The 21981-nt window shown below is 55.5% G+C and carries 24 protein-coding genes; 14 read left to right on the forward strand and 10 right to left on the reverse strand.

The features are described 5' to 3' along the window. Positions 1 to 168 precede the first annotated feature (168 nt). From ACFQW4_RS01740 to ACFQW4_RS01755, 4 genes are read left to right on the forward strand one after another with little or no spacing between them, the layout of a single operon-like run. Entirely contained in the window at positions 169 to 1071 is a 903-nt protein-coding gene (locus tag ACFQW4_RS01740) for a metal ABC transporter substrate-binding protein (RefSeq protein ID WP_110866956.1), read from the forward strand. Beyond that, the gene (locus ACFQW4_RS01745) at positions 1068 to 1874 is read left to right on the forward strand and encodes a manganese/iron ABC transporter ATP-binding protein (RefSeq protein WP_377723392.1); all 807 of its coding nucleotides are present in this window, start codon (positions 1068 to 1070) and stop codon (positions 1872 to 1874) included. The genes ACFQW4_RS01740 and ACFQW4_RS01745 overlap by 4 nt, the downstream gene beginning before the upstream one ends. After that, on the forward strand, positions 1858 to 2721 hold the full coding sequence (sitC, locus tag ACFQW4_RS01750) for an iron/manganese ABC transporter permease subunit SitC (RefSeq protein WP_101761431.1): 864 nt from the start codon (positions 1858 to 1860) through the stop codon (positions 2719 to 2721). The genes ACFQW4_RS01745 and sitC overlap by 17 nt, the downstream gene beginning before the upstream one ends. Further along, positions 2714 to 3550, forward strand: a complete 837-nt coding sequence (locus ACFQW4_RS01755) for a metal ABC transporter permease (RefSeq protein ID WP_110866958.1) — start codon at positions 2714 to 2716, stop codon at positions 3548 to 3550. Before sitC ends, ACFQW4_RS01755 begins: the two co-directional genes overlap by 8 nt. Before the next feature lie 106 nt (positions 3551 to 3656). Here ACFQW4_RS01755 and ACFQW4_RS01760 read toward each other — a convergent pair whose 3' ends face one another. Then, positions 3657 to 9632 (reverse strand): autotransporter outer membrane beta-barrel domain-containing protein, encoded by a 5976-nt coding sequence (locus tag ACFQW4_RS01760; protein ID WP_377723395.1) that lies wholly within the window; start codon positions 9630 to 9632, stop codon positions 3657 to 3659. A 484-nt stretch (positions 9633 to 10116) separates the two neighbouring features. On the opposite strand from ACFQW4_RS01760, the gene ACFQW4_RS01765 reads away from it, so the two are divergent. Next, a complete protein-coding gene (locus ACFQW4_RS01765; protein ID WP_377723398.1) occupies positions 10117 to 10446 on the forward strand; it encodes a DUF2000 domain-containing protein in 330 nt (109 codons plus the stop codon). Here the strand turns inward: ACFQW4_RS01765 and ACFQW4_RS01770 are convergent. Together ACFQW4_RS01770 and ACFQW4_RS01775 are read right to left on the reverse strand one after the other, a co-directional pair. After that, on the reverse strand, positions 10443 to 10790 hold the full coding sequence (locus tag ACFQW4_RS01770; protein WP_377723401.1) for a helix-turn-helix domain-containing protein: 348 nt from the start codon (positions 10788 to 10790) through the stop codon (positions 10443 to 10445). The two genes, ACFQW4_RS01765 and ACFQW4_RS01770, sit on opposite strands and share 4 nt — an antisense overlap. Then, entirely contained in the window at positions 10766 to 10936 is a 171-nt protein-coding gene (locus ACFQW4_RS01775) for a cupin domain-containing protein (protein WP_225608252.1), read from the reverse strand. The genes ACFQW4_RS01770 and ACFQW4_RS01775 overlap by 25 nt, the downstream gene beginning before the upstream one ends. Here ACFQW4_RS01775 and ACFQW4_RS01780 point away from each other — a divergent pair. Further along, entirely contained in the window at positions 10935 to 11126 is a 192-nt protein-coding gene (locus ACFQW4_RS01780) for a hypothetical protein (protein WP_377723403.1), read from the forward strand. The genes ACFQW4_RS01775 and ACFQW4_RS01780 overlap by 2 nt on opposite strands. Here ACFQW4_RS01780 and ACFQW4_RS01785 read toward each other — a convergent pair. Then, positions 11123 to 11725, reverse strand: a complete 603-nt coding sequence (locus tag ACFQW4_RS01785) for a helix-turn-helix domain-containing protein (RefSeq protein WP_377723405.1) — start codon at positions 11723 to 11725, stop codon at positions 11123 to 11125. The genes ACFQW4_RS01780 and ACFQW4_RS01785 overlap by 4 nt on opposite strands. A 43-nt stretch (positions 11726 to 11768) precedes the next feature. Between ACFQW4_RS01785 and ACFQW4_RS01790 the strand changes: the two genes are divergently transcribed. Beyond that, the gene (locus ACFQW4_RS01790) at positions 11769 to 12464 is read left to right on the forward strand and encodes a B3/4 domain-containing protein (RefSeq protein ID WP_377723407.1); all 696 of its coding nucleotides are present in this window, start codon (positions 11769 to 11771) and stop codon (positions 12462 to 12464) included. A 43-nt stretch (positions 12465 to 12507) separates the two neighbouring features. After that, positions 12508 to 12969, forward strand: coding sequence for a GNAT family N-acetyltransferase (locus tag ACFQW4_RS01795; protein WP_377723409.1), 462 nt, complete (start codon positions 12508 to 12510; stop codon positions 12967 to 12969). Here the strand turns inward: ACFQW4_RS01795 and ACFQW4_RS01800 are convergent. Beyond that, positions 12966 to 13388 carry an NUDIX hydrolase gene (locus ACFQW4_RS01800; RefSeq protein WP_377723411.1) on the reverse strand — a complete coding sequence of 141 codons (423 nt, stop codon included), beginning with the start codon at positions 13386 to 13388 and terminating at the stop codon, positions 12966 to 12968. The two genes, ACFQW4_RS01795 and ACFQW4_RS01800, sit on opposite strands and share 4 nt — an antisense overlap. Before the next feature lie 30 nt (positions 13389 to 13418). Between ACFQW4_RS01800 and ACFQW4_RS01805 the strand changes: the two genes are divergently transcribed. Next, positions 13419 to 13610 carry a hypothetical protein gene (locus tag ACFQW4_RS01805; protein WP_377723414.1) on the forward strand — a complete coding sequence of 64 codons (192 nt, stop codon included), beginning with the start codon at positions 13419 to 13421 and terminating at the stop codon, positions 13608 to 13610. Positions 13611 to 13624: 14 nt separating this feature from the next. Here ACFQW4_RS01805 and ACFQW4_RS01810 read toward each other — a convergent pair whose 3' ends face one another. Beyond that, on the reverse strand, positions 13625 to 14773 hold the full coding sequence (locus tag ACFQW4_RS01810; RefSeq protein ID WP_271460354.1) for an MFS transporter: 1149 nt from the start codon (positions 14771 to 14773) through the stop codon (positions 13625 to 13627). Positions 14774 to 14977: 204 nt separating this feature from the next. Between ACFQW4_RS01810 and ACFQW4_RS01815 the strand changes: the two genes are divergently transcribed. Together ACFQW4_RS01815 and cybB are read left to right on the forward strand one after the other, a co-directional pair. Continuing rightward, positions 14978 to 15472 (forward strand): MarR family winged helix-turn-helix transcriptional regulator, encoded by a 495-nt coding sequence (locus tag ACFQW4_RS01815; protein WP_101761421.1) that lies wholly within the window; start codon positions 14978 to 14980, stop codon positions 15470 to 15472. Between the two features lie 91 nt (positions 15473 to 15563). Further along, the gene (cybB, locus tag ACFQW4_RS01820; protein ID WP_110866967.1) at positions 15564 to 16118 is read left to right on the forward strand and encodes a cytochrome b561; all 555 of its coding nucleotides are present in this window, start codon (positions 15564 to 15566) and stop codon (positions 16116 to 16118) included. Here cybB and ACFQW4_RS01825 read toward each other — a convergent pair. After that, positions 16102 to 16455, reverse strand: a complete 354-nt coding sequence (locus ACFQW4_RS01825; protein ID WP_377723417.1) for an MmcQ/YjbR family DNA-binding protein — start codon at positions 16453 to 16455, stop codon at positions 16102 to 16104. The genes cybB and ACFQW4_RS01825 overlap by 17 nt on opposite strands. A gap of 56 nt (positions 16456 to 16511) precedes the next feature. Next, on the reverse strand, positions 16512 to 17396 hold the full coding sequence (locus tag ACFQW4_RS01830; protein WP_377723419.1) for an alpha/beta fold hydrolase: 885 nt from the start codon (positions 17394 to 17396) through the stop codon (positions 16512 to 16514). An 86-nt stretch (positions 17397 to 17482) separates the two neighbouring features. Here ACFQW4_RS01830 and ACFQW4_RS01835 point away from each other — a divergent pair, with 86 nt between their 5' ends. Both ACFQW4_RS01835 and ACFQW4_RS01840 read left to right on the forward strand, forming a co-directional pair. Next, entirely contained in the window at positions 17483 to 17839 is a 357-nt protein-coding gene (locus tag ACFQW4_RS01835) for a MerR family transcriptional regulator (protein WP_110866970.1), read from the forward strand. Positions 17840 to 17927: 88 nt separating this feature from the next. Further along, entirely contained in the window at positions 17928 to 19043 is a 1116-nt protein-coding gene (locus tag ACFQW4_RS01840) for a metallophosphoesterase (RefSeq protein ID WP_377723987.1), read from the forward strand. A gap of 5 nt (positions 19044 to 19048) precedes the next feature. On the opposite strand, the gene ACFQW4_RS01845 is transcribed toward ACFQW4_RS01840, so the two are convergent. Further along, positions 19049 to 19672 carry a TetR/AcrR family transcriptional regulator gene (locus ACFQW4_RS01845; protein ID WP_101761774.1) on the reverse strand — a complete coding sequence of 208 codons (624 nt, stop codon included), beginning with the start codon at positions 19670 to 19672 and terminating at the stop codon, positions 19049 to 19051. A gap of 137 nt (positions 19673 to 19809) precedes the next feature. Between ACFQW4_RS01845 and ACFQW4_RS01850 the strand changes: the two genes are divergently transcribed. After that, a complete protein-coding gene (locus ACFQW4_RS01850; protein ID WP_377723421.1) occupies positions 19810 to 21018 on the forward strand; it encodes an MFS transporter in 1209 nt (402 codons plus the stop codon). An 82-nt stretch (positions 21019 to 21100) separates the two neighbouring features. Here ACFQW4_RS01850 and ACFQW4_RS01855 read toward each other — a convergent pair whose 3' ends face one another. After that, a complete protein-coding gene (locus tag ACFQW4_RS01855; protein WP_217548095.1) occupies positions 21101 to 21937 on the reverse strand; it encodes an alpha/beta fold hydrolase in 837 nt (278 codons plus the stop codon). Positions 21938 to 21981: the final 44 nt, after the last annotated feature.

Here is a 21981-nt window from a genome sequence, read left to right on the forward strand (position 1 = left end):
TGTAACCATATTTAATGTTTTAGGGGAAATGCCGTTTAATTCCGTCTTTATGACACTTGACCCTTTCGTAAATTTTTGTCTTTACACTGGCGTTGTGAACAAAAATGACTCATATAGATAGCATCAGCTATATATTATAGCATTGGCTATATTACTCTGGAGATGATCATGTTCACTCAACGCCTTTTGCCTGCGATTGCCGTTCTGTTGTCACTCAGCGCATTTACCGCGTCAGCGGCTGAAAAATTCAAAGTGGTCACCACCTTTACGGTGATCGCCGATATGGCGAAAAACGTCGCGGGCGATGCGGCGGACGTGACGTCGATTACCAAAACCGGCGCAGAAATCCACGAATACCAACCCACGCCAGGCGATATTCGTCGCGCGCAGGGTGCCAATCTGATTTTGGTAAACGGCTTTAATCTGGAACTGTGGTTCAGCCGGTTTTACCAGCGTCTTAACGATGTACCGCAGGTCACCGTAACGCAAGGCATTGAGCCGATGGGCATTACTGAAGGTCCGTACAACGGTAAACCGAATCCGCATGCGTGGATGTCGCCGGATAACGCGCTGATCTACGTCGATAACATCCGCAACGCGCTGCAGAAATACGATCCCGCCAATGCCGCAATTTATCAGGCCAACGCCGAGCGTTACAAAGCGCAGATTCAGCAAACCATCGCGCCGATGCGTGCCGCTGTCGACAAGCTTCCCGCCGATAAACGCTGGCTGGTGACCAGTGAAGGTGCCTTCTCTTATCTGGCGCGCGATTTCGGTCTGAAAGAGCTCTATTTATGGCCGATTAACGCCGATCAGCAAGGCACCCCGCAGCAGGTGCGTAAGGTGATCGATGCGGTGCGCGATCATCAAATTCCTGCCATCTTTAGTGAAAGCACCATCTCTGCCAAACCCGCTCAGCAAGTGGCGCGTGAAGCCGGCATTCATTACGGTGGCGTGTTGTACGTCGATTCGCTGAGCAACAGCGATGGCCCGGTGCCGACCTATCTGGATCTGCTGCGCGTCACCACCGAAACCGTGGTTAAAGGCATCACAGAAGGAAGTCAGAAATGAACCCAGCCGCAGGATTAATCGTCGAGAATGTGGGTGTTACCTACCGCAACGGCCACACGGCGCTGCATAAAGCCTCTTTTAGCGTGCCCGCTGGCAGCATCACCGCGTTGATTGGCGTCAACGGCTCCGGTAAATCCACACTGTTCAAAGCGATCATGGGATTTGTGCCGCTCTCCTCGGGCGCGGTAACGCTAGCGGGTTTACCGGCCAATAAGGCCCTCAAACACAACATCGTTTCCTATGTCCCGCAGTCCGAGGAAGTGGACTGGAGCTTCCCGGTGCTGGTGGAAGATGTGGTGATGATGGGCCGTTACGGCTATATGGGCATGCTGCGTATTCCGCGTGTCGCCGATAAACTTAGCGTTGATCAAGCGCTGGAGCGCGTGGGCATGAGCGCTTATCGCCACCGGCAGATTGGCGAGCTGTCGGGGGGGCAGAAAAAACGCGTTTTTTTGGCACGCGCGCTGGCACAAAGTGGTCAGATTATCCTGCTGGATGAGCCGTTTACCGGCGTGGACGTTAAAACCGAGGCCGCGATTATTGCCCTGCTAAAAGAGCTGCGCGACGAAGGCCGCACCATGCTGGTTTCCACTCACGATCTCAACGCCATCCCTGATTTCTGCGATCGCTGCGTGCTGGTAAAAAATACCGTGCTGGCGAGCGGCCTGCTGCATGACACCTTCACCGCCGATAATCTGGCGCAGACCTTTGATGGCGCGCTGCATGAGCGTAACGCGGTGTTAATGCAGCTGATGAAAGACAAAAATCCTGACCGGGGAGCGAACCATGTCGTGGATTATTGAACCGTTTGGCTATCAATACATGCTGAATGCGATGTGGATCGCAGCGCTGGTCGGCGCGATTTGCGCCTTTCTCTCCTGCTTCCTGATGCTGAAAGGCTGGTCACTGATCGGTGATGCGCTGTCGCACTCAATTGTGCCCGGCGTGGCGGGCGCGTACATGCTCGGACTGCCCTTTTCCCTCGGCGCGTTTCTCTCCGGCGGGCTGGCGGCGGGCAGCATGCTGTTTCTCAATCAGCGCACACGCTTAAAAGAAGATGCCATTATCGGCCTGATCTTCTCGTCGTTTTTCGGCATCGGCCTGTTTTTGGTTTCACTCAATCCCACGTCGGTGAATATTCAAACTATCGTGCTGGGCAATATTTTGTCGGTCGCGCCCGCCGATATCTGGCAGCTCGGCGCGATTGGCTTTATCACCCTGACCATTCTGCTGCTGAAGTGGAAAGACCTGATGGTGACCTTCTTCGACGAGAGCCACGCGCGCTCGCTCGGTTTGAATACGCTGCGGCTGAAGATCCTGTTCTTTGCCCTGCTCTCGGCGTCCACCGTCGCTGCGCTGCAAACCGTCGGCGCGTTTATGGTGATTTGTCTGGTGGTGACGCCCGGCGCCACCGCCTATCTATTGACCGATCGTTTTCCACGCCTGTTGCTGATCGCCGTGACCATCGGCAGCGTCACCAGTTTCCTCGGCGCATGGAGCAGCTACTTCCTCGATGGCGCGACCGGCGGCGTAATTGTGGTCGCGCAAACGCTGGTCTTTTTAGTAGCCTTTGTTTTCGCGCCAAAACATGGCGTACTGGCTTCGCGACGCCGTGCGCGTCAGACCATGGAGGACGGCGTAAATGGCTGAATTATTGTTGAGTCCGTTCCAGTTCGAATTTATGAACATGGCGCTGATCACCACCTTGGTACTGTCGCTGCCGTGCGCGATGCTGTCGGCGTTTCTGGTGCTGAAAGGTTGGTCATTGCTCGGTGATGCGATGAGCCACGCGGTATTTCCTGGCGTGGTGATCGCCTGGCTGATTGGTTTGCCGTACGCCATCGGCGCGTTTGTCGCTGGCATGGTGTGCGCCGTCGCTACCGGCTACATCAGTGAGAACAGCCGCATCAAACCCGATACGGTAATGGGCATCGTCTTCTCCGGCATGTTTGGCGCCGGTTTGGTGCTGTATCTGAAATTGCAGCCCGAAGTGCATCTCGACCACATCTTGTTCGGCGATATGTTGGGCATCAGCCTGGCGGATATTATCCAGACATCGGCTATCGCGCTGATTGTTAGCCTGTTGATTGGCATCAAATGGCGAGATTTACTGCTGCACGCATTCGATCCCAATCAGGCGCGTGCCTGCGGCATCAACGGCAAACTGATGCATTACGGCTTGTTGTGTTTAATCTCGTTAACCATCGTCGCTGCGCTGAAATCGGTGGGCGTGATTTTGTCGATTTCCATGCTGATCGCGCCTGGCGCTATCGCTTTGCTGCTGGCACGTCGTTTCGTGCAGGTGATGTTGCTGGCGATTGGCATTGCGGTGGTGACAGGTTTCAGCGGCGTGTACGCCTCGTTCTTCCTCGATAGCGCGCCGGGCCCAACCATTGTGGTGATCTACGCGGCGCTGTTCGTGCTGGCGTTTTTATATGTCACGGTGAAGGATCGGCGCACGCAGCACGTGCATGGCTAATGATTTTGGTCGCCAGGCATTAAATCACCTCTAACCCCTCATCCTTGAGGGGTTGAAAACCACTTATATTGACGCACTCCAGCATGCGCGATGGACAGGCTGAATTTTAAAACGACCACCTCACGCCCGCGTTATAGCGCCAGCCTTTGGCGCCGTTGCCGTCGATCTCTTTGCGGTATTCCGCTTCGGCATACAGCGCAACATCCTTATTCAGCGTGGCGCTGCCGCCTAAGCCGACATCCCACATCTGGCCAAACTTGCCACTTTCGAAGATTTGACTGTCTTCAGTATCCGCCGCACCGATTTTAGTTTTCGCGGTGCCGCCCCAGCCTTTGTAGTAGTTGGCGCGAACGTACGGCGTGTAGGCATTCTGGCTGGCGTCCAGCCAGGTGCGATCGAGGCGCGCGCCGAGTCGGCCGATGGTTTGATCGTAATCGTTGTACGACACGCGCGTGCGATCTTGATCGGTGAAGCTGTCCATCTTCATCTGCAGCCAGGTGATTTGCGCCTGCGGTTCGAGGCGCACGCCGTTGGCGAAGGTGAACGGATAGCCCGATTCCACCGACGCCGTCCAGCCTTTGCCTTTCGGTGTTGCCACCTCTTTCTGCCGGGCGATGTCGGTTTCACCGCGATACCAACCCCAACTCAGCGAGCCATCGAGGTAGAATCCGCTGTCGCGCAGCCAGGTGCCGTACAGCGAAATGCTATCGCTGTCGAAACTGGTAGAGCTGTAACCGTCGGCTGCGTGAGGGCGAATGCGCGTATTACCGCGCGTGTAGGCCACGCCGCCGCGCAAGCTGTCTTGCGGGCCGTCTGCGCGCAGTACGTTGCCGCCCAGCTGTACCGCGCTGTAATCCAGATCGAAGTCGTAGCCGTAATCGGCCAAACCGCGATTGCTTTGATATTTCAGGTTGGAGCCGAGATAGCGGATAAACATCTCGCCGCCCACGGCATCGGACGCGGTTTGCTGCTGATGCAGTTCGCCGAGACGTTTATGCAGATCGTCGGTCACCGCCAGCGAGTAATACGCCAAACCCACCGGCGCGGAGATGTAGGACGGCACCTGCGGCGTCACGGCCAGCCGCGCGGCACGCTGATTGCTGCCCGCTTGTGGCTGGCACAGCGAACCGTCTTCACAGACAAAGGTGTTAGCGAGTCGATAATCCCACGCACCGGATGTTGAACTGCCCGGCGCGAAGCTGGCTAAACCATATTGCCACGGCCCGGACGCCACATAGCCGCTCTTGAGCGCAAAACTGGTTGCGCTGGCGCTGCCGGTTACCTGCGCCAGCGACACACCTTCGCTGGCGGCAATCACGCCATCGCGATTGCTATCCAGCTGCGGGCCGCCGATCAGCGTATCGTCGATCAAGGTGGTGCCCGACACATTGCCGTTTACGCGCAGGTTGTCGCTCTGCGTGGCGGAGGAGTTGAGTTTCAGGCTGCCGCCCGCCGATGCCAGTTCGCCATCAATGGTTAAAACATTCGCCGCCGCATTGCCGCCGTTAGTGAGATCCAGCGTACCGGCGTTATTTATCACCAGCGAATCATTGGTCGCGCCTTGCAGCAGCGGATTGACGTTATCACCGGCAAACAGCGTACTGCCGGCGTCGATATTGATGGTGCTGTGCGCCAGCTTGATGTTGTCGGTTAGCGTCCATTGGGTGGCGAAGAAGTTGAGCGTGCTCCAGCCCGCGCCGAGGTTAGTGCCTTTGCTGGCATTATCGCGGCTAAACGAGCCGCCGCGCGCCGTCAGTTCGCTGAGATTGAGCGTGCTGCCTGCGCCGTTTTCGGTGGTGATGTGACGGGTATCGGCCAGGCTGACTCTCTGCACCGTCGCCTGATTCGCCGCACCATTGCCCATCGTCAGGCTGCCGTTCAGCGTGCCGCCGGTCACCACCAATTCATCGCTGCCGCTGCCGGTATTCACATCGCCGACCACCGCACCATCGAGCAGCGCGATGACATCATTGCCTGCGCCTCCGGCTACGACGACCTGATCCGGGAACGGCGCGGAGATGGTGCCCTGGTTGATAAATACCGTGTCGCCACCGCGCAAATCGATCAGCGGAGAGACGCGGCTGAGTGAGGCAATCGAACCCTGATTGATCACCTGGCTGGCGGTGCTGGTGACGATCGCCGAACCGCCGTTGAAATCGCGAATGCCAATTGAGCCCTGCGAAATCACCTTGCCGCTGGTGTTCGCGCGAACGCCGGTACCCTGGCCGGAAACCAGAATGGCGTAATCCTTGCCGATCACCAGATCGTTGCTGGTGGTTGAGCCATCGGCATTTTCGAAGCGATAACCGGTAGCACCACCGCTGACGTTGATCAACGCGCGACCATTGGGATCAAACGAGGTCGCCGAACGCACGCCGTTGCCGCCGCTCACATCAAGCATCACGTTATCCAGCGAGATATTGCTGGTTTCCGCGCGGTTGTTGATTACGCTGCCGCTGCCATAAGCGCCGAGAATGATGTCGTTGGCTTCAAAGCCCTGCGCGCCATTATCCAGCAACAAGCCATCGGCTTTGCCCATCGCATAAATATTGCTCGCGCCCTGCCCGTCGCCGTAGATTTTCAGCCAGCCGCCGTTGCCAACGCGTAACGCTGCGGTGCCGTCATCAACGCGCAGGGAACTGTCCACCGGTACGTATTGGCCGTAGCCGCTGCTGACATCCACACCGATGCCCGACGCGATACGCATGCTGCCACGGTTAATGAAGTTACCGCCGTCATGCACGCGCGCGCCGGTGCTGTTTGGTCCGGTGAGATCGACGACGCCTTGATACTGATTAAACAACCGTGCGCCACCGCTCACATCAAAAGCGGTGCTATTGCTGCCGTTACCGATGATTTGCGAGGCGGCGTAGATTTCCGACTCATCGCCGCCGACCACCGCCGCGGTGCCGTTTTCGCCATTCAGGGCAATGCCGCTGGTGATCACGCCCTCGGCGCTGCCGCTGACGCGCATCACGGTGGCATTTTTGCCGGTCACGGTGTAATTGTCGGTGCGGGAAACCATCGCGTCGTATCCGCTCACCTCCATGCCAGTGCTGTTTTCCCCGCTGAGCGTTACATTGCCTGGCGTTTCGGCATACAGCCACGCGCCGTTGACAATCTCGTATAGCCTTGAGTTTTCAGTGCTGACATCAACGCTGCCGCCGTGGCTGATCAAACGCGTGCCGGGATCCGCCGCGCGAAATCCGTATTGGTTCCTGTCGTGATACACCACGCTATTGCCATCACCTAAATCAAGCAGTCCACCGGCAAACACCGCGCCCGCCAGCGCGTTTGAGCCAAACAAATTGATGGTGCCGTTTTGATAGAAGCGCGCCAGCTCGTGATAAGAGATCAATCCTCGGCTGGGAGAAAAACTCTCGGAATCCACGTTATACACATTGAGCAAGCCGATATTGATAACTTCCGTCGGCGTTACGCCATCGGTGTATTCGGGATTGCCATACGCATACAGACCGGTGCTGCTGCGCGTCACGGTGACATCGCCACGGTTGAAGGCAAAGGCACCATTTTGCGCATAAATACCGTTGGTGCTCTGACCGCCTAAGGTAATGTCGCCGGTATTGATCAACTGGGCGTGATTGCTGACAACCAGCGCCTGCTGATTGTCAGCAACGCCGCTGAGCGCCGCATGGTTGACCAGCAGCGTGTCCGGATTGAACTGGGTTTGCGGATTGATCGGGTCGCCTGTCAGGGTGAATTTATTGCCATCCGCCACCGCGCCGGTCGCGCCATTGCTGAGCAGCCTGATGCGGGTCGCCGCATCAATGGTGGCATGCGCGCCGTCACTGATCTCAATAGCACGCGCGTAATTGCCGGCAACGTTGAAGGTCGCGCCATTGGTGTTGACGTCGGTGAACTCACCGCTGCCGTACACGCCCGTGGCGAACGAGTTGGTCATGGAAAGCGTGCGGCCGGTGCCGTCAAAATCTGCCCCATCTGCAACGCGGAAAATATTGCCGTACGGCACGGTGGTGCTGTAGCTGCCGTTGGCGGGCAAGTTGATTCTGGCGTTGGGGCCAAGGGTGTAAAAACTGATATGCCGTGCGGTATACACGTTGGGATCAGGCACGGATACCGGCACCGCATTAGCGCTGACATCAACCACCGCAAGCCCTTCGGCACGAATACCAATATTCGAGTTTCCGCCGAGTCTGATCGGCCCGGTCAGTTTCGCGTAAGCCGTGCCGCCCGAATCGCCCTTCACCCATACCGCCGTGTTAAAGGAATTAACAAACCGATCGCCATCGCCAGGCACGTTGATCGCGCCGCTGGAAAATGCCACGGAGTCATTGCCATCGCGCGCGATGACTTTTAGGCCAGTGCTGTTGTAGCCGTTGACATTGATGGTGCCGATATTGCCAACCTTGCCAAGGCTGCCAGAATCCAGCACCAACATGCCCACGTTCTCGGCGGGTTGAACTTGCGCCTTGCCGTTAACGTCGATGACGCCATTGTTCAGCGTGACCGCGTGAGGCGCGAGTTCCACCTTCATCCCTGCCGCGTTTTGCACTTTGGATCCAATCACGATGTGGCCATTATTCACGGCTTTTGAATCAAGAAATTGATAGATGCCGCTGGCGCCGCCATCCAGATTGACGGCGACATCTTCGGAGGGATCATTTTTGCGATTTTGCGGCGTGCGCCCGATGTAGATGATGCCGTCTTTGGCGTTAACGAAACCGCCTTTGCCGTCGCTGCTCAGCAATACGCCCGCTGCCGTGCCGCCGCTGCTGACATCGCTGACGCCAACGTTGATGTTGCCGTGGTTAACCACTTTGCTGTTGTAGGCATTGATGCCGGTACTGAAGCCCGCGCCGGGTTGCAGGTTGATCACGCCACGATTGATAAAGCGACTTTCATAACTGACGTCGACCGCGCTGCCGCCCGCGCCAACCGTGCTGCTATCGACGCCTTTGCCATTGGCGTTATTAAGAAAACCGGCGTTAATAACGCCGTTGTTGAAGCCGCGCGCGCCGCTAAGCAACTCGAGGCCAGAACCGGTGCTGGCGAGTTTGCCATCGACTATCGCCTTCGCCCCGTTGCTGGCACGCATCACCGCGCTGTTGCTGTTCACCACTTCCAGCGTTTTGCCGCGATTGATTTTCACTGTTGCCTTCGGACCATCGGCGCTGAGCACCACCTGATCGAATATCGGTAGCGCCACTTCATCATCGAAGTTGTTGGTGCTCATGCGATACACCACGCGCCCTTCGCGCAGCGCGTAGGCTTTATTGAATTCTGTGTTGTAACTTTCGGTGCTGAGGTTGGCGTTGGAGAGCTGATCGATCAGCCAGTCGTTGTAATTGCGAAGTTCATTGAGATTGGTGACGTTGAACGTGCTAGTGCCGCCATCCAGCGTGTTGACGGTAAACACACCCGCGTATTCCACCACGTTGCCGACATCGTAAGCCAGGCGATCTCCACCGTACGGCGTGGTGCCGGCGGTGAAGGCGATACGGTTATTGGAATTCCAGTTCAAATTGCCTTTTTTGCTGGCGGTAAATAACTGGCTTTGCTTCGCCGCCATCGACCAGCTATTACTGGAGGAAGTCGTCGCCGCGTTATGCTTGCCAATATCGATATTCAGCGTGCCATTACTGACGGAAGCGACACGCGCGTTGATATATTGTTTGTCGTTTACATCAAAATAATCTGGCACGACGGTATCCAGACCTACAGCAGGTAAATCAACCAGTTCTGCAGTATTAAATACCTGATAGGTGGTGTAGGTATTTTCTTCGTAATTGGGGATGCCAATAGCGTAATTCTGCGCACCGATTTGCAGCCGCGCCGCGCCAATCACGTTGTCATTGATAATTCGCCCAATATTGCGCAACTCACCAATCGTTACGCTGCCCGTACCGTTTTCACCCGGCGCGAACTGCGGCAATCCGCTCAGCGTTTGCGTGCTGCCATTACATAAACAGTAAGCACCAACTTTATTGTCATTAATTTCAGGCGTATAAGGCTTTAATATCGCAGCCGTTGTCGGCAACACAGGGAACATCACGCCTTGCGCAACCACAAGGCTTAGTAACACCGGATTTAATTTAAACACAATGTTTTCCTCAACAGAGAAAAGACAATACGCGCACGGATTATTACCGTTGCGCTTTAGGTTTGTTTAAGTAATCGAATTATTTTGTTTCAGCTTTTTAATGTTTGAAATCGGGTGAAATGAGTATCTACGCTTTAGCTGGCAAGCGTCCAGTTTGAGTTAAGGATTTGTGAGGTGGGAGAAAGGATTTAGGAATTAAGCCAGGGTGATTTTATAATTATCCGGATCTAATAGTCGTAAAGATGATGATATTGAAACATCAAGTAAGCTATATGGGATTTAATAAAACTCTCATGAATTCATTGTGATTTATTCGAATCTTTTATTCAGCCAAAGGCCAGGCCGCTAATCCCTTTAATTCCTGCAGTACAAACATACTCTGCATCTCCAACTGCGCGATAAATCGCGCCGCTACAAAATGTGCGGAATTTATACTCCAGCGATCGCTTACTTTTGCATTCCCACTCAAGGTGAAATACTCAACATGGATTTCGACGCAAACACCCATCGCTGCACCATCTTGATTGATCAGCAACTGCCCGCCGGATTGGCAATTAACGCTGCCAGCATTATCGGCATTAGTTTTGGCAAATTACCAGGAAATTTGGTGGGGCCGAATCAGCAAAGCCAGGATGGCGTTGATTATCCCGGCGTCATCTACGCGCCGCTGGCGCAATCCTGCAAAACGTACGAAGAGTATGGCGATCGTATTGCTGACGCGCACAGCGATCAGATTGAGTTGGTGGCGATCGGTTTGATCGGTCCAAAGAAAAAAATTACCCTTTTAACCGGCAATTTGAAGCCGTATCGCTAAACATCCTCTTCGGCGGCGAACCACGCAGGCGGCTGGCCGACATAGCGACTGAATGCCACGCTGAAGGCGCTGGCGGATTGATAGCCGACGCGCTCTGCCACTTTGGCTACCGCCATGCTTTTACCGCGCAGCAGATTTTTCGCCAGCGCCATGCGCCACGTCAGCAGGTAGACCATCGGCGCCACGCCAACCACTTCGCGGAAACGCACAAAGAAAGAGGAGCGTGACAGCGCGGCGGCTTTCGCCAGTTCGGCCATCGTCCAGCTGTGCGCAGGATTGGCATGAATGGCGCGGATTGCCGCCGCCAGCCGTTCGTCAGCTAACCGCTCATCACGCCCGGACACGCATTGCAGATCGGCATTGATCGCAGCGCTTCGATTAACAGCAGCTCTAGCAAGCGTTCCAGTACCACATGACGCGCCGGACGCTGTGCGCGGCACTCATCCATCACCAACTGCACAAGCGTGGTCAGGCGCGATTCGCCGCGCATGGAAAACACGCAGCTTGAGCCGCATCAGCCGCTGTTAGATGGCGTGTTCAGCGCGATGCAGCAGCCACAACCGACCACCAAGGCGCTGGATGTGGCGGAAGCGGTGTGGCGTGCGGCGACCGATCCGCATGCTCCGATGCGCATTCCAGCTGGCGAAGATGCGGTGGCGCTGGCGAACGAAGTGGGTTAACTGTGAATTTCGGCGACTACCATGGTGAAAACCAGCGGCAGTTCGCCGAGGTTCGCATAACTGTGCGGTGCGGCGGTTTTCGCCACCGCTGAACTGCCGCGCGGCACCTGCAACTGCTGTTCATCAACCGTCAACGTAAGTTCACCTTGCTCGACATGCAGCAGCTCGTAAGTGCGCTGCGGATGGCCCGGCGAGGCGAACTGTTCGCCGGGGAACATCTCCCAACGCCATAGCTCGATCATATCCGGGCCTTGCGTGCCCGCCAGCAAACGCGCCGTACCGCCCTTGTCCCCTTGCCAAAGTATTGGAATGTCCTCTTCAGCAACCAGATGCGCCAGCGGATCGGCGGTGACATTCACAATATCGGCCACCGATATTCCTAGCGCTGCCGCCACTTTGCACAAAATGGCGATGCTGGGATTCGCGCTGCCCTTTTCAATCTCAACTAACATTCCTTTACTGACGCCCGCGCGGCGCGAGAGCTCATCCAGCGACAGTTTTTGCTGTTGGCGGAAACTTTTGACGCTGGCTGAAACGGCGGCGCTGACATAGTCGATATCAGAACCTGCTTCGGTCAATTTATTGACTTTTGTCTTCATCGGTCACTATCATGGAATAAATTAGTCATTACAGGATTATGTTATGTTCGCCTTAAGCCCGTCAATCGATCCTTCCGTTTCTGCTTTAGCGCCAGACTTTACCGCGCTCAGCATTTTAGTTCAGGCTGCGCCAGTGTTGCGTCCGCAAGTTGGTAAAGAAGCCCTCGTACAAGCTTGTCGCGATATGCTGCAGGATGATTTTCCGTGGGCTGAAGCACATCTGACGCAATGGACGGAAATGTTCAAACATTTTGGTGCCAAACCGAAACGTACGCCCTGTTCGGCAGATGCCTTGCGCAAGCGCGTGCAGCGCGACGGATCAATGGCAGCCATCGATCCAATCGTGGATCTCTACAATGCGGTGAGCATTCGTTTCGCCATTCCGGTTGGTGGTGAGAATGTGGCCGCTTACGTGGGGAACCCGCGGCTGACGTGCGCCGATGGCAGCGAACCCTTCGATGTCTATAAAGAAGGCGTCTTGAGCCATGAATCTCCCGAACCTGGCGAAGTGGTGTGGCGGGATGACGCAGGCGTAACCTGTCGTCGCTGGAACTGGCGACAAGGTGTGCGCACGCGTCTCAGTATTGAGCAAACGCAGATGTGGTTTGTGCTGGAGCGATTACCGGCGATGCCACTCGAAGCATTGCAACATGCGGGCGATATGCTGGAGCAAGGTATTCAGCAGATGATGCCCGGCGCTATTATCGAACGCAGTTTACTTGGCAATATCAATCACTAATCGCTATGTTGTCACTCTCGCCTGCCACCTTTTAGGAATCGGAATGCACATCAGCCTGCTGGCACAACAGCCACAGTTTTTGGATGCGGTGACGCAAATGCTGCATCAAGAATGGTCAGATTTCCCCAACTGGCGCGATGCGGCAGTGATTGAGCAGCGATTACAGGCGCGCAATGCCGCCGAGGCCAAAACGCTGACGCTGGTGGCCACCACAAGCGATGGCGAATTGATGGCGACCGCCAGCATTATCCATTACGAACTGCACGATATCGCCGAGCGCGAGTTTTGGCTCGGCGAAGTCATTACTGCCGCAACACACCGTGGAAAAGGGTTGGCGAGTGGCCTGGTGACGCGCTTAATTACCGAAGCGCGTCAGCGTGGGATCACCGCGTTGTGGCTGTATACGCCGGATCAACAAGCGCTCTATCGCCGCTTCGGCTGGCAGGATGTGGAGCAGCGCGAGATTGCTGATCAAGATGTTACGGTGATGAAGCTGGTGCTCTAAGTGGATTTTGCCAACGCCTGCAGCGCCGCCAATCCGTCGCGTGCCATCCATGTGCGCAGCGGCGCAAACAGCGGTTGCGGCAGATTCTCTGGTGCGAACCATTGCCAGCCGTGGCACTTTTCAGGCTCCATCAGTTGTGGTTCACCGATTACGTCCTGCGCCACCATCAGTAGCGTAATGTAGTGCTTGTTGACCTCGGGAAACACATCGCTAACGAATGCGCCGTTTTGCAGTTTACCAAGCTGTAAGCCAGTTTCTTCCAGCACTTCGCGACGCGCGCAGGCTTCCGGCGATTCGCCAAACTCCAGATGCCCGCCCGGCGCAGACCAGTCGCCCGCGCCGTGGCTGCCTTTGCGTTGCCCTAATAACAGTTTTCCATCGCGGAAAACTAAAACGCCGATTCCCACTTGTGGCGACATGGTTGCTCCTTGGTTTGCAGGCTGTCATAAATGACGAACCTGCGTGAAAAAATTGTCCCACGTTTTATCACATTGATTGCCGCACGATTATCGCTTAATGCCGATCAGTTAAGCGCCGTATCGAATCACCGCACCTTCCGTAGCGGCGCGATTTATCGCGCAATGAATTGCGCCGCTACAATGTGTGCTCTCGGTAATGAGGGGTTTTCATGTCTTAACTGACGAGCATTACGCGATTATCGCTGCGTTTTAAACCGCAGCGCCATCACCATCAGCAACATAATGCCTACGCTCATGATTATCCACGCGCTATCGAGCGAGGCGGCGCGGTCACGCACGATGCCAGCGATCAGCGGCATCAACGCCGCCAGCAAATAACCGCCGCCCTGCACGAAGGATAGCAATGCGCCCGCTTCTTCCGGCGTGTGCGCGTGATCGAGCGTGACGATCAGTGAGAGCGGGAACAGCGCGCCAATGCCTAATCCGAGCAGCAATGTAGGCAACCACGCCTGCGCCCCACCAAGCCACAGCAGACTGATCAAGCCCAGCAGAATCAAAGTTAACACCACCAGCAACGGACGGCGACGATCGCGGAAGCGATGAATCAACGCCGACAGCACAAAACCCGCGGCAACTTCCGTCAGCGTGAGCGCGCCCAGCACATAGCCACTTTGTTCAGGTTGCCAGCCGTGCTGCATGTAAAATGGCGGCAGCCACGCCAGCACCAAGGTGTACGCGCCGGTGCCAATGCCAAAGAAGATCATCAACAGCCAGGCTCGCGGTGAGCGAGCAGTGCGTGGAGCCTGGCTGCTTTGCATTGGCGTTACGCCGCGTGAAAACGTCAACCACAGCAACAGCGCGATGACTGCGGGGACAACAGGAATTGCCAGCGTTAACGCTAAACCTTGCGATTTCGCCAATGGTGCGGCGCTGGCGGCGGCAATCGCTGCGCCCGCCATAATTCCGGTGGTGAACAGCGCCATCAGCGTGCCTGCTTTCGCACCAAAGTGACGTTTGATCTGCGCTGGCATTAAGGCCTGAATCAATCCGATACCGCACCCCGCCACCAGCGCGCTGGTAATCAACGCTGTGGCAGATTGCTCGAACCCACGCGCGACGCTCGCCAGCGCCAGCAACAGCAATCCGGCAGCGATACCGCGTACTTCGCCGAGCCGGCGCAACAGCAGCGGCCCGGCCAGCGCCGCCAATCCCATCATGATGACCGGCAACGTGGTCAGCAGGCTAAGCTGCGTGGCGCTGAGCTGCGCGTCGCGCTGCAGGAGTGGAAAGAGCGGTCCCATCGCCGCCATAATCGGCCGCAAATTCAGTGCGATAACAAAAACCAGTAAGGCAAACATCCCAACCGCAGGTAAAGTACGATTCACTTTGCATCTCCATGCTCATTAAAAGTATCTTAACGTTAAGATAATTTTCGCAGCAGCAACAGCCCATGCGCACAAAGCAACAAATGGGGATGAGATGGCGAATATTAATCACCGCACAATCCGTAGCGGCGCAATTTATTGCGCGATGAATCGCGCCGCTACGGATTGTGCAAACAGGCAACAACAACATCTGGAGAAATCAATTTGACCGATCACGTCGATTTTGTAGTTGAACAGTGGGCCAGCGCGATGCCGGAGCTGGATGCATCGTCGATGGCGGTATTTGGTCGCATGCTGCGTATCATGAAACATCTGGCGAAAACGCGCGCTGAAGCGCTGGCACCGTTTGGATTTCGCGATGGCGAATTTGATGTGCTGGCGACGCTGCGGCGCGCGGGTGCGCCCTATCGCTTATCGCCGACCCAGCTGTATAAATCATTGCTGGTGACATCGGGCGCGATGACCAATCGCCTCAATCGGCTGGAAGAAGTGGGGTCGATTGTGCGCGTTGCCGATCCCGACGATAAGCGCAGCATGCTGGTGGCGCTGACTGAAGAAGGATTAGCGAAGATCGAGCAAGCCCTGCTGGTACACACGCAAACGCAAAATAGCCTGCTGGAAACGCTGGATGCAGCGCAGCAAGCGCAGCTGAAAACCTTGCTGAGTCAATTGTTGGTGGCAACAGAAGCGGAAAGGTAAAAACGCTGTCGCTGATGTGTCAAATAATGAATTAATTCAGCGCATTTTCCATTAAAGTAACCGTCCCGCCAGGCCTTTTTACGGATTAAAAATGAGCAATAAATACGCCCCATCGCAGATTTTTCTTCACTGGTTGACCTTTCTGTTGGTCGTCACTGCGTATTGCACCATGGAATTTCGTGGACTGGCGACGCGCGGTTCGTGGCAAGGCTTTGCCATGATTATTGGTCACTTCAGCGCAGGAAGTTGTGTGCTGGTGATTATGCTGTCACGCATCCTGCTGCGTTTCCGCCATCGCAGCCCGGCGATTTTGCCCAAGCCGCCGCACTGGCAAACCGGTCTGGCGCATCTGATGCATCTGGCGATCTACGTGTTTTTCATTGTCTTGCCCACGCTGGGCATTTTGTCGCGCTTCTATATGGGCCGCACCTGGTGGATTTTTGGCATTCCGATGCCGGTGAGTGGCGATCCGGATCCGGATTTCGCCGACATGATTGCGGACTGGCATGAAACCCTCGCGCCTTACGGTTACTGGCTGATCGGCATTCATGCCGTGGCCGCGCTGGCGCACCATTATCTGTTCAAAGACAATACGTTAATGCGCATGATGCCTGCGCGCCGCTCGCGCGCTAAAACGTCAGACTGAAGCTGTCATCCAGCAGCGCCAGAATCTCGCTATCCGGCAAGCCGTTCTCCAGCGTGATGCTCAGCCAATGCTCTTTGTTCATGTGGTAAGCCGGATAAACGCCGGGCAACTGGCGCAGCGACCCAATCAGTTCAGGTCGCGCTTTGATGTTCATCACATCAATTTCCGGCCCATCCGGTAAACCGAGTTTGTGACTCTCCAGCGGGAACACCAGCGCAAACCATTTGCGGTGCCGCGGATGACGCAGCACTGCATATTCACTGTGCTTTTTCCACGGGTAATCGGGTTCTACCTGATAGTGCTGAATGATGTAGTCGAACAGCTGCTGGCGTTGCATGCATCCTCCGTGGTGAACGCGGGATAAGGGCCGCCGAAGATGGCGGCCCTGAGACTTTATAAAGCTGAAGCAAAAGTTGCCAGTGTTCGATTAAAACGCGCAGATTCTTCGATAAATGGCGCATGGCCAGAATCAGCAAACATCCGTATCTGAATGCGCGAATTGATACGCTTTACTCTGGCGAGAGATGCAGCAGGATTCACCAATGCATCATGCTCACCGTAGATGAACAGCAGCGGCACACGCACATTTTTTACTCCTTTTTCTAATGCAATGGTCATGGTGGGCACCGCTCGTTGCATGGGCCACGCAGCCAGCGCGGCGTTGGCCAGCAGGCGTTCAAAGGTGGTGCGGTCCGGTTGCTGGTAAAAACACAGCTGCAGAAAGGCCCGCTCGCCATCCAGATGTGTTTTCAAATCACTTGCCGTCATTGCGCCATATACGTCGTGCGCCGGAATCAACGTGGGATTGAGCTCTACCACGCCGCCGACGTAGATAGCGCCACTGATATTACCGTCACCATAGGCCGCCAGATAGTTGGTGATCACCGCCCCGCCCAATGACCATCCGACTAATAACGGCTTATTGGCATGGCTTTGATTAATTACTGCGCGGAGATCGTCGGCCCAGCGTTTCCCATCGCGGTAAGCTGATTCTTGTTCAGGCTTGTCGGATAAACCGTGCCCACGCATATCGAAAGTAATCAGCCGATAGCGTTGCTGTAACTGCGCATCACTGATCTGTTTTTCCCAGTTTAAGTGGCTGCCAAGCAAACCGTGAATAAACACTATAGGTAAACCATTAGGATTACCTGATTCCTGTACTGCAAGCCTTACGCCATCTGGCGCGGTAATGGTGTACTGCTTCTCAGCGGCAAACAGCGTGGCAGAAAAGAGCATGAGAACGCCGCTAAAAAGTGTGCGTTTAAAAAGTAACAGCATAAAAAATCTCCTTAAATGAATGATTCCCGGCTATCCTGAACCTTGACACTGATGTCAGAGTCAAGCCGCTTTATGGGGAGTCACTTATGCAGTTATCAATTGGAGAGCTGGCAAGAGAGACAGGCGTGAGCGTGCGCGCCATTCGTCATTACGATCGCCATCATCTGCTAACTTCAACACGTGCCTGCAATGGATACCGTTTTTTCCCGCCACAGGCGATAACCCAGGTGCGCCAGATTCAACGGCTCATCAATACCGGTTTCAGCATTGCCGAAATCTGCTCTTTTCCGGATTGCATGCGCATGATCGAAGGGGCAGCATTCTGCCCGGAAACTCAGGCTGTGCAATATAAGCGACTGGCGGATATTGAACGCCAAATTAGTGAACTCGAATCTCGTCGGGCATTGCTGATGGCCACGCTGGCTGAAGGCATCACCCGATGATGCGGTTTTATCAACAGGGCGGTCAGTAATGTGCTTTGCGGATAAATTTTTGCGCTAAATCAGCGCTCTTAGACCAGGGAAGTGAATGATGTTCCATCTGATTTTCAGCATACCCAGCTGGTATGTGATCGCCCGATTTTTGTTCCCGTTAGCCATGCCCTTGCTGTTAAAAATCATCCTTTCTCTGCTGGTGTTGCTGGTTTCGCAATATCTGCTGGTGAGCCGTTTTACCTCTGGCAGCATGTTCTCGCCGGAAATGCCGCGCGCCATCGTCATCCTGTTCAACTGGGGTTTCAGCGCCGTTTTATTCCTCGCGCTGACGCAGTTTGTGATTGATGGGGTGGCGCTGGTTTCACTGTTGTTCCGCCATCCGTTCGAAATCGTACCCGCGGTGCGTTATGTGGCGGCGGCGTTTGCCTTGATTCTTGCCACGGTTGGCGTTTATCAGGCTATCCGCGTTCCGCCCATCAAAGATGTGACCATTGAGATCGACAACCTTCCGCGCGAATTCGAAGGCTATCAACTGTTGCAGTTAACGGACATGCACATCACCAAACTTTTTAATGAGAAATGGACGCGCGCGCTGGTGCAAAAAGCCATGACGCTGGACGTTGACTTGATTCTGGTCACCGGCGATGTGATTGACGGCACGCTGCAGAACCGTCGTGCGGACGTCGAACCGCTGCGCGGATTACACGCCCGCGATGGCGTTTTCGCCATCACCGGCAATCACGAATATTTCTTTGAGCAGGAGCGCTGGACCGCACATCTGGCGTCGCTAGGTCTGGAGCCGTTACTCAATCGCCATACGGTGATTAAGCGCGATAACGCCGAGCTGGTGATCGCCGGCATGCCGGATACGTCAGCAGCACGACGTGGCGCAGTTGGCCCCAATTTGGAACTGGCGCTGGCCGGTGCGCCGGAAGACGCTCCGGTGATCTTGCTCGACCACCAGCCGCGCAACGCCCGGCAAAACGCACTGAAAAACATCGATTTGCAGCTGTCCGGCCACACGCACGGCGGGCTAATTATTGGCTTCGATCGCCTGTTTGCCAAACCCAACGCGGGTTTCGTGTCGGGTTTGTATCAGGTCGACGGCATGCAACTCTACGTCAACAACGGCACCGCGCTGTGGCCTGGCATGGCGGTGCGTTTGGGCCGCCCCTCAGAGTTGACCCGCATTACGCTGCAGCGCAAACCGTAACGCACTTAAGATTGTGGGAGTGCCCGCGAGGCATCCCACAATCTCATCATCTGTGCGATTCCGCGCTCAACTTCGTGGAGAGGAACGTCATCGCGCGCTAGCGTTGAGATCCCCAGCATAAAACTGTTGAAGCTGACCGCCAGCGAAAGCGTCTCCTCCTCATCCCGCAACTCACCGCTGCCGATCCCTCTTTCAACGCAATGCTTTATCCCTTCACGGGTGCGCATGCGCGATGCTTCAAGCGGTTTAAGCACGTGGCGATTTTCCTCAGAACAGGAAGACATCACGCTTAGCGCAACCATGCATCCACGCGGATGCGCAGGATCGTACTGCATTCTGGCGGAGTTGAGCAGCGCGGTTTCCAGCGCCTGGCGAGCGGGCACGCGGGTATCCCACAAAGCTTCCGTGACCTGAGCATGGGTTTGCAAATAACAGTTCACGGCTTCAGCAAAGAGTGCCTCTTTCGATCCAAACGCGGCGTAGAAGCTTGGCGCGGTGATGCCTTTGCCTATTGAGGCTTTGAGCTGCGCCAGCGAGGTTGATTCATAGCCGTTTTCCCAGAAAAGGTGCATCGCTTTGATCACCGCTTCATCCCGGTCAAATTGTCTTGGTCTGCCTGTTCTCATCATCACATCCTCCGCCATTTATACTAATCGATACAGAATTCATTGACAACGCACAGCTCGCCTCCGCAATATAAATACCGATCGATACATATATCCATGGCGCTTCGCGGCGCTGTTGCAAATCAAGAGCAGGCTAAATAATGAATTCAACGTTTAAGCACGAAGAAGCCCAACGGCTGCCAATCCTGGCGCTTTTGGCGCTCGCAATGGCAGGTTTTATCTGCATCCTGACTGAAACCATACCCGCGGGATTGCTACCACAAATCAGTCAGGGGCTTAATATTTCCCCCTCGCTGGCCGGTCAATGGGTTACCGCCTATGCAGCCGGTTCGCTACTGGCCGCGATTCCGCTCACATTGCTGACCCGAAGCTGGTCGCGCCGGGTTGTGCTGCTGAGCACCGTGTGTGGATTTCTGCTATTTAACACTCTTACCGCCGTCTCTTCTGACGTTGTCATCATCTTAATAGCGCGATTTTTTGCTGGTGCGTCAGCCGGTTTGGCGTGGAGTCTGATTGCGGGCTATGCGCGAAGAATGGTGGTTCCATCGCTGCAGGGACGCGCATTGGCGCTCGCCATGGTGGGCACGCCCATCGCTCTTTCACTCGGTGTTCCGGCAGGCACATGGATGGGTTCGTTGCTGGGATGGCGTCTGACATTTGCCGCCATGTCGGGTCTCTCTCTCATTCTTATCGGCTGGATTTTGCTGGCCGTGCCGAACTATCCCGGCCAATCTGCTACGCAAAAAATGCCGCTCGGCGCAGTGTTACGCCTCCCCGGCGTAGGTGCCGTGCTGGGTGTGGTGCTGACCTGGATGCTGGCGCATAACATTCTCTATACCTACATTGCACCGTTCATTGCTTCAGCCGGTCTGGCAGATCGCGTGGATGTGGTGCTGCTGATCTTTGGTATGGCGGCATTGGGGGGAATATTCATCACCGGTAAGATCATTGATACGCATCTGCGCAAAGCGGTGCTGCTGTCACTCTCCATCTTTGCTGCGGTGTCGGTGATTTTTGGTCTGAGTACGCCAACACCCGCCGTGATCTATGCGGGCATAGCCGTTTGGGGACTCACCTTCGGCGGTGCCGCGACGCTGCTGCAAACGGCTCTGGCAGATGCCGCCGGTGAATATGCCGATGTCGCGCTCTCCATGAATGTCGTCACCTGGAACAGCGCTATCGCCCTCGGCGGTTTGACCGGCGGAATGTTGCTGGAACATGTCGGCTCCCAATCTTTTCCGTGGGCGATTCTGCTATTGCTGTTGGTCGCGTTGGGAATTGCGCTGCGTGCTAAGCAGGGTTTCCCGGCTGCGAACAGCCGGGAAACCGGCATTACACCGGTGGCTTAGCGTAAACATACATTGCACATGCTGTAGCGGCGCGATTTATCGCGCAAATAATTGCGCCGCTACGATTCGTGAACTCGGTAATTTACGCTTTCGCAAACGCCAACAAATCAGGATTAATCTGCTCAGGATGCGTCGCGAACATACCGTGCGACAAGCCTGGGTAGGTTTTCAGCGTGCCCTGTTTTAGCAGCTTAATCGCCTTATGCGCCGAATCATTAATCGGCACCACCTGATCGTCTTCCCCGTGCAGCACCAATACCGGCACCGTGATCGCTTTTAAATCTTCGGTAAAATCGGTTTCCGAGAACGCAGCGATACAGTCGTACTGCGCCTTAGCGCCGCCCGCCATGCCCTGACGCCACCAGTTATCGATCAAACCCTGGCTCACTTTCGCACCCGGACGGTTAAAGCCGTAGAACGGCCCCGCTGGCACATCGATAAAGAACTGCGCGCGGTTAGCGGCCAGCGCCGAGCGGAAACCGTCAAACACCTCTTTTGGCAAACCTTCAGGATTGGCGGCGGTTTGCAACATGATTGGTGGCACGGCGCCCATCAACACTGCTTTCGCCACGCGACCTTTTTCGGCATGCGCCACATAACGCGCCACTTCGCCGCCACCGGTAGAGTGACCGATATGGATGGCGTTGCGCAGGTCCAGCGCTTTGGCCAGTTCTGCCACGTCAGCGGCGTATGTGGTCATATCATTGCCGCTATCGGTTTGGTCGGAACGTCCGTGGCCGCGACGGTCGTGGGCGATAACGCGATAACCTTGTGCCAGGAAGAACAACATTTGGTTATCCCAGTCATCGGCGCTTAACGGCCAGCCGTGATGAAACACTACCGGTTGGGCGTTTTTTGGGCCCCAGTCTTTGTAAAAGATTTTGGTGCCGTCTTGGGTGGTGATGATGCCGTTGCTCATGAGTAAGTCCTCTGTATGTGATTGTCTGCGTTCGATGGGCTTAT

Origin of the sequence: Pantoea sp. GCM10028869, from assembly GCF_042666835.1 — a bacterium.
Classification (GTDB): Bacteria; Pseudomonadota; Gammaproteobacteria; order Enterobacterales; family Enterobacteriaceae; genus Pantoea; species Pantoea leporis.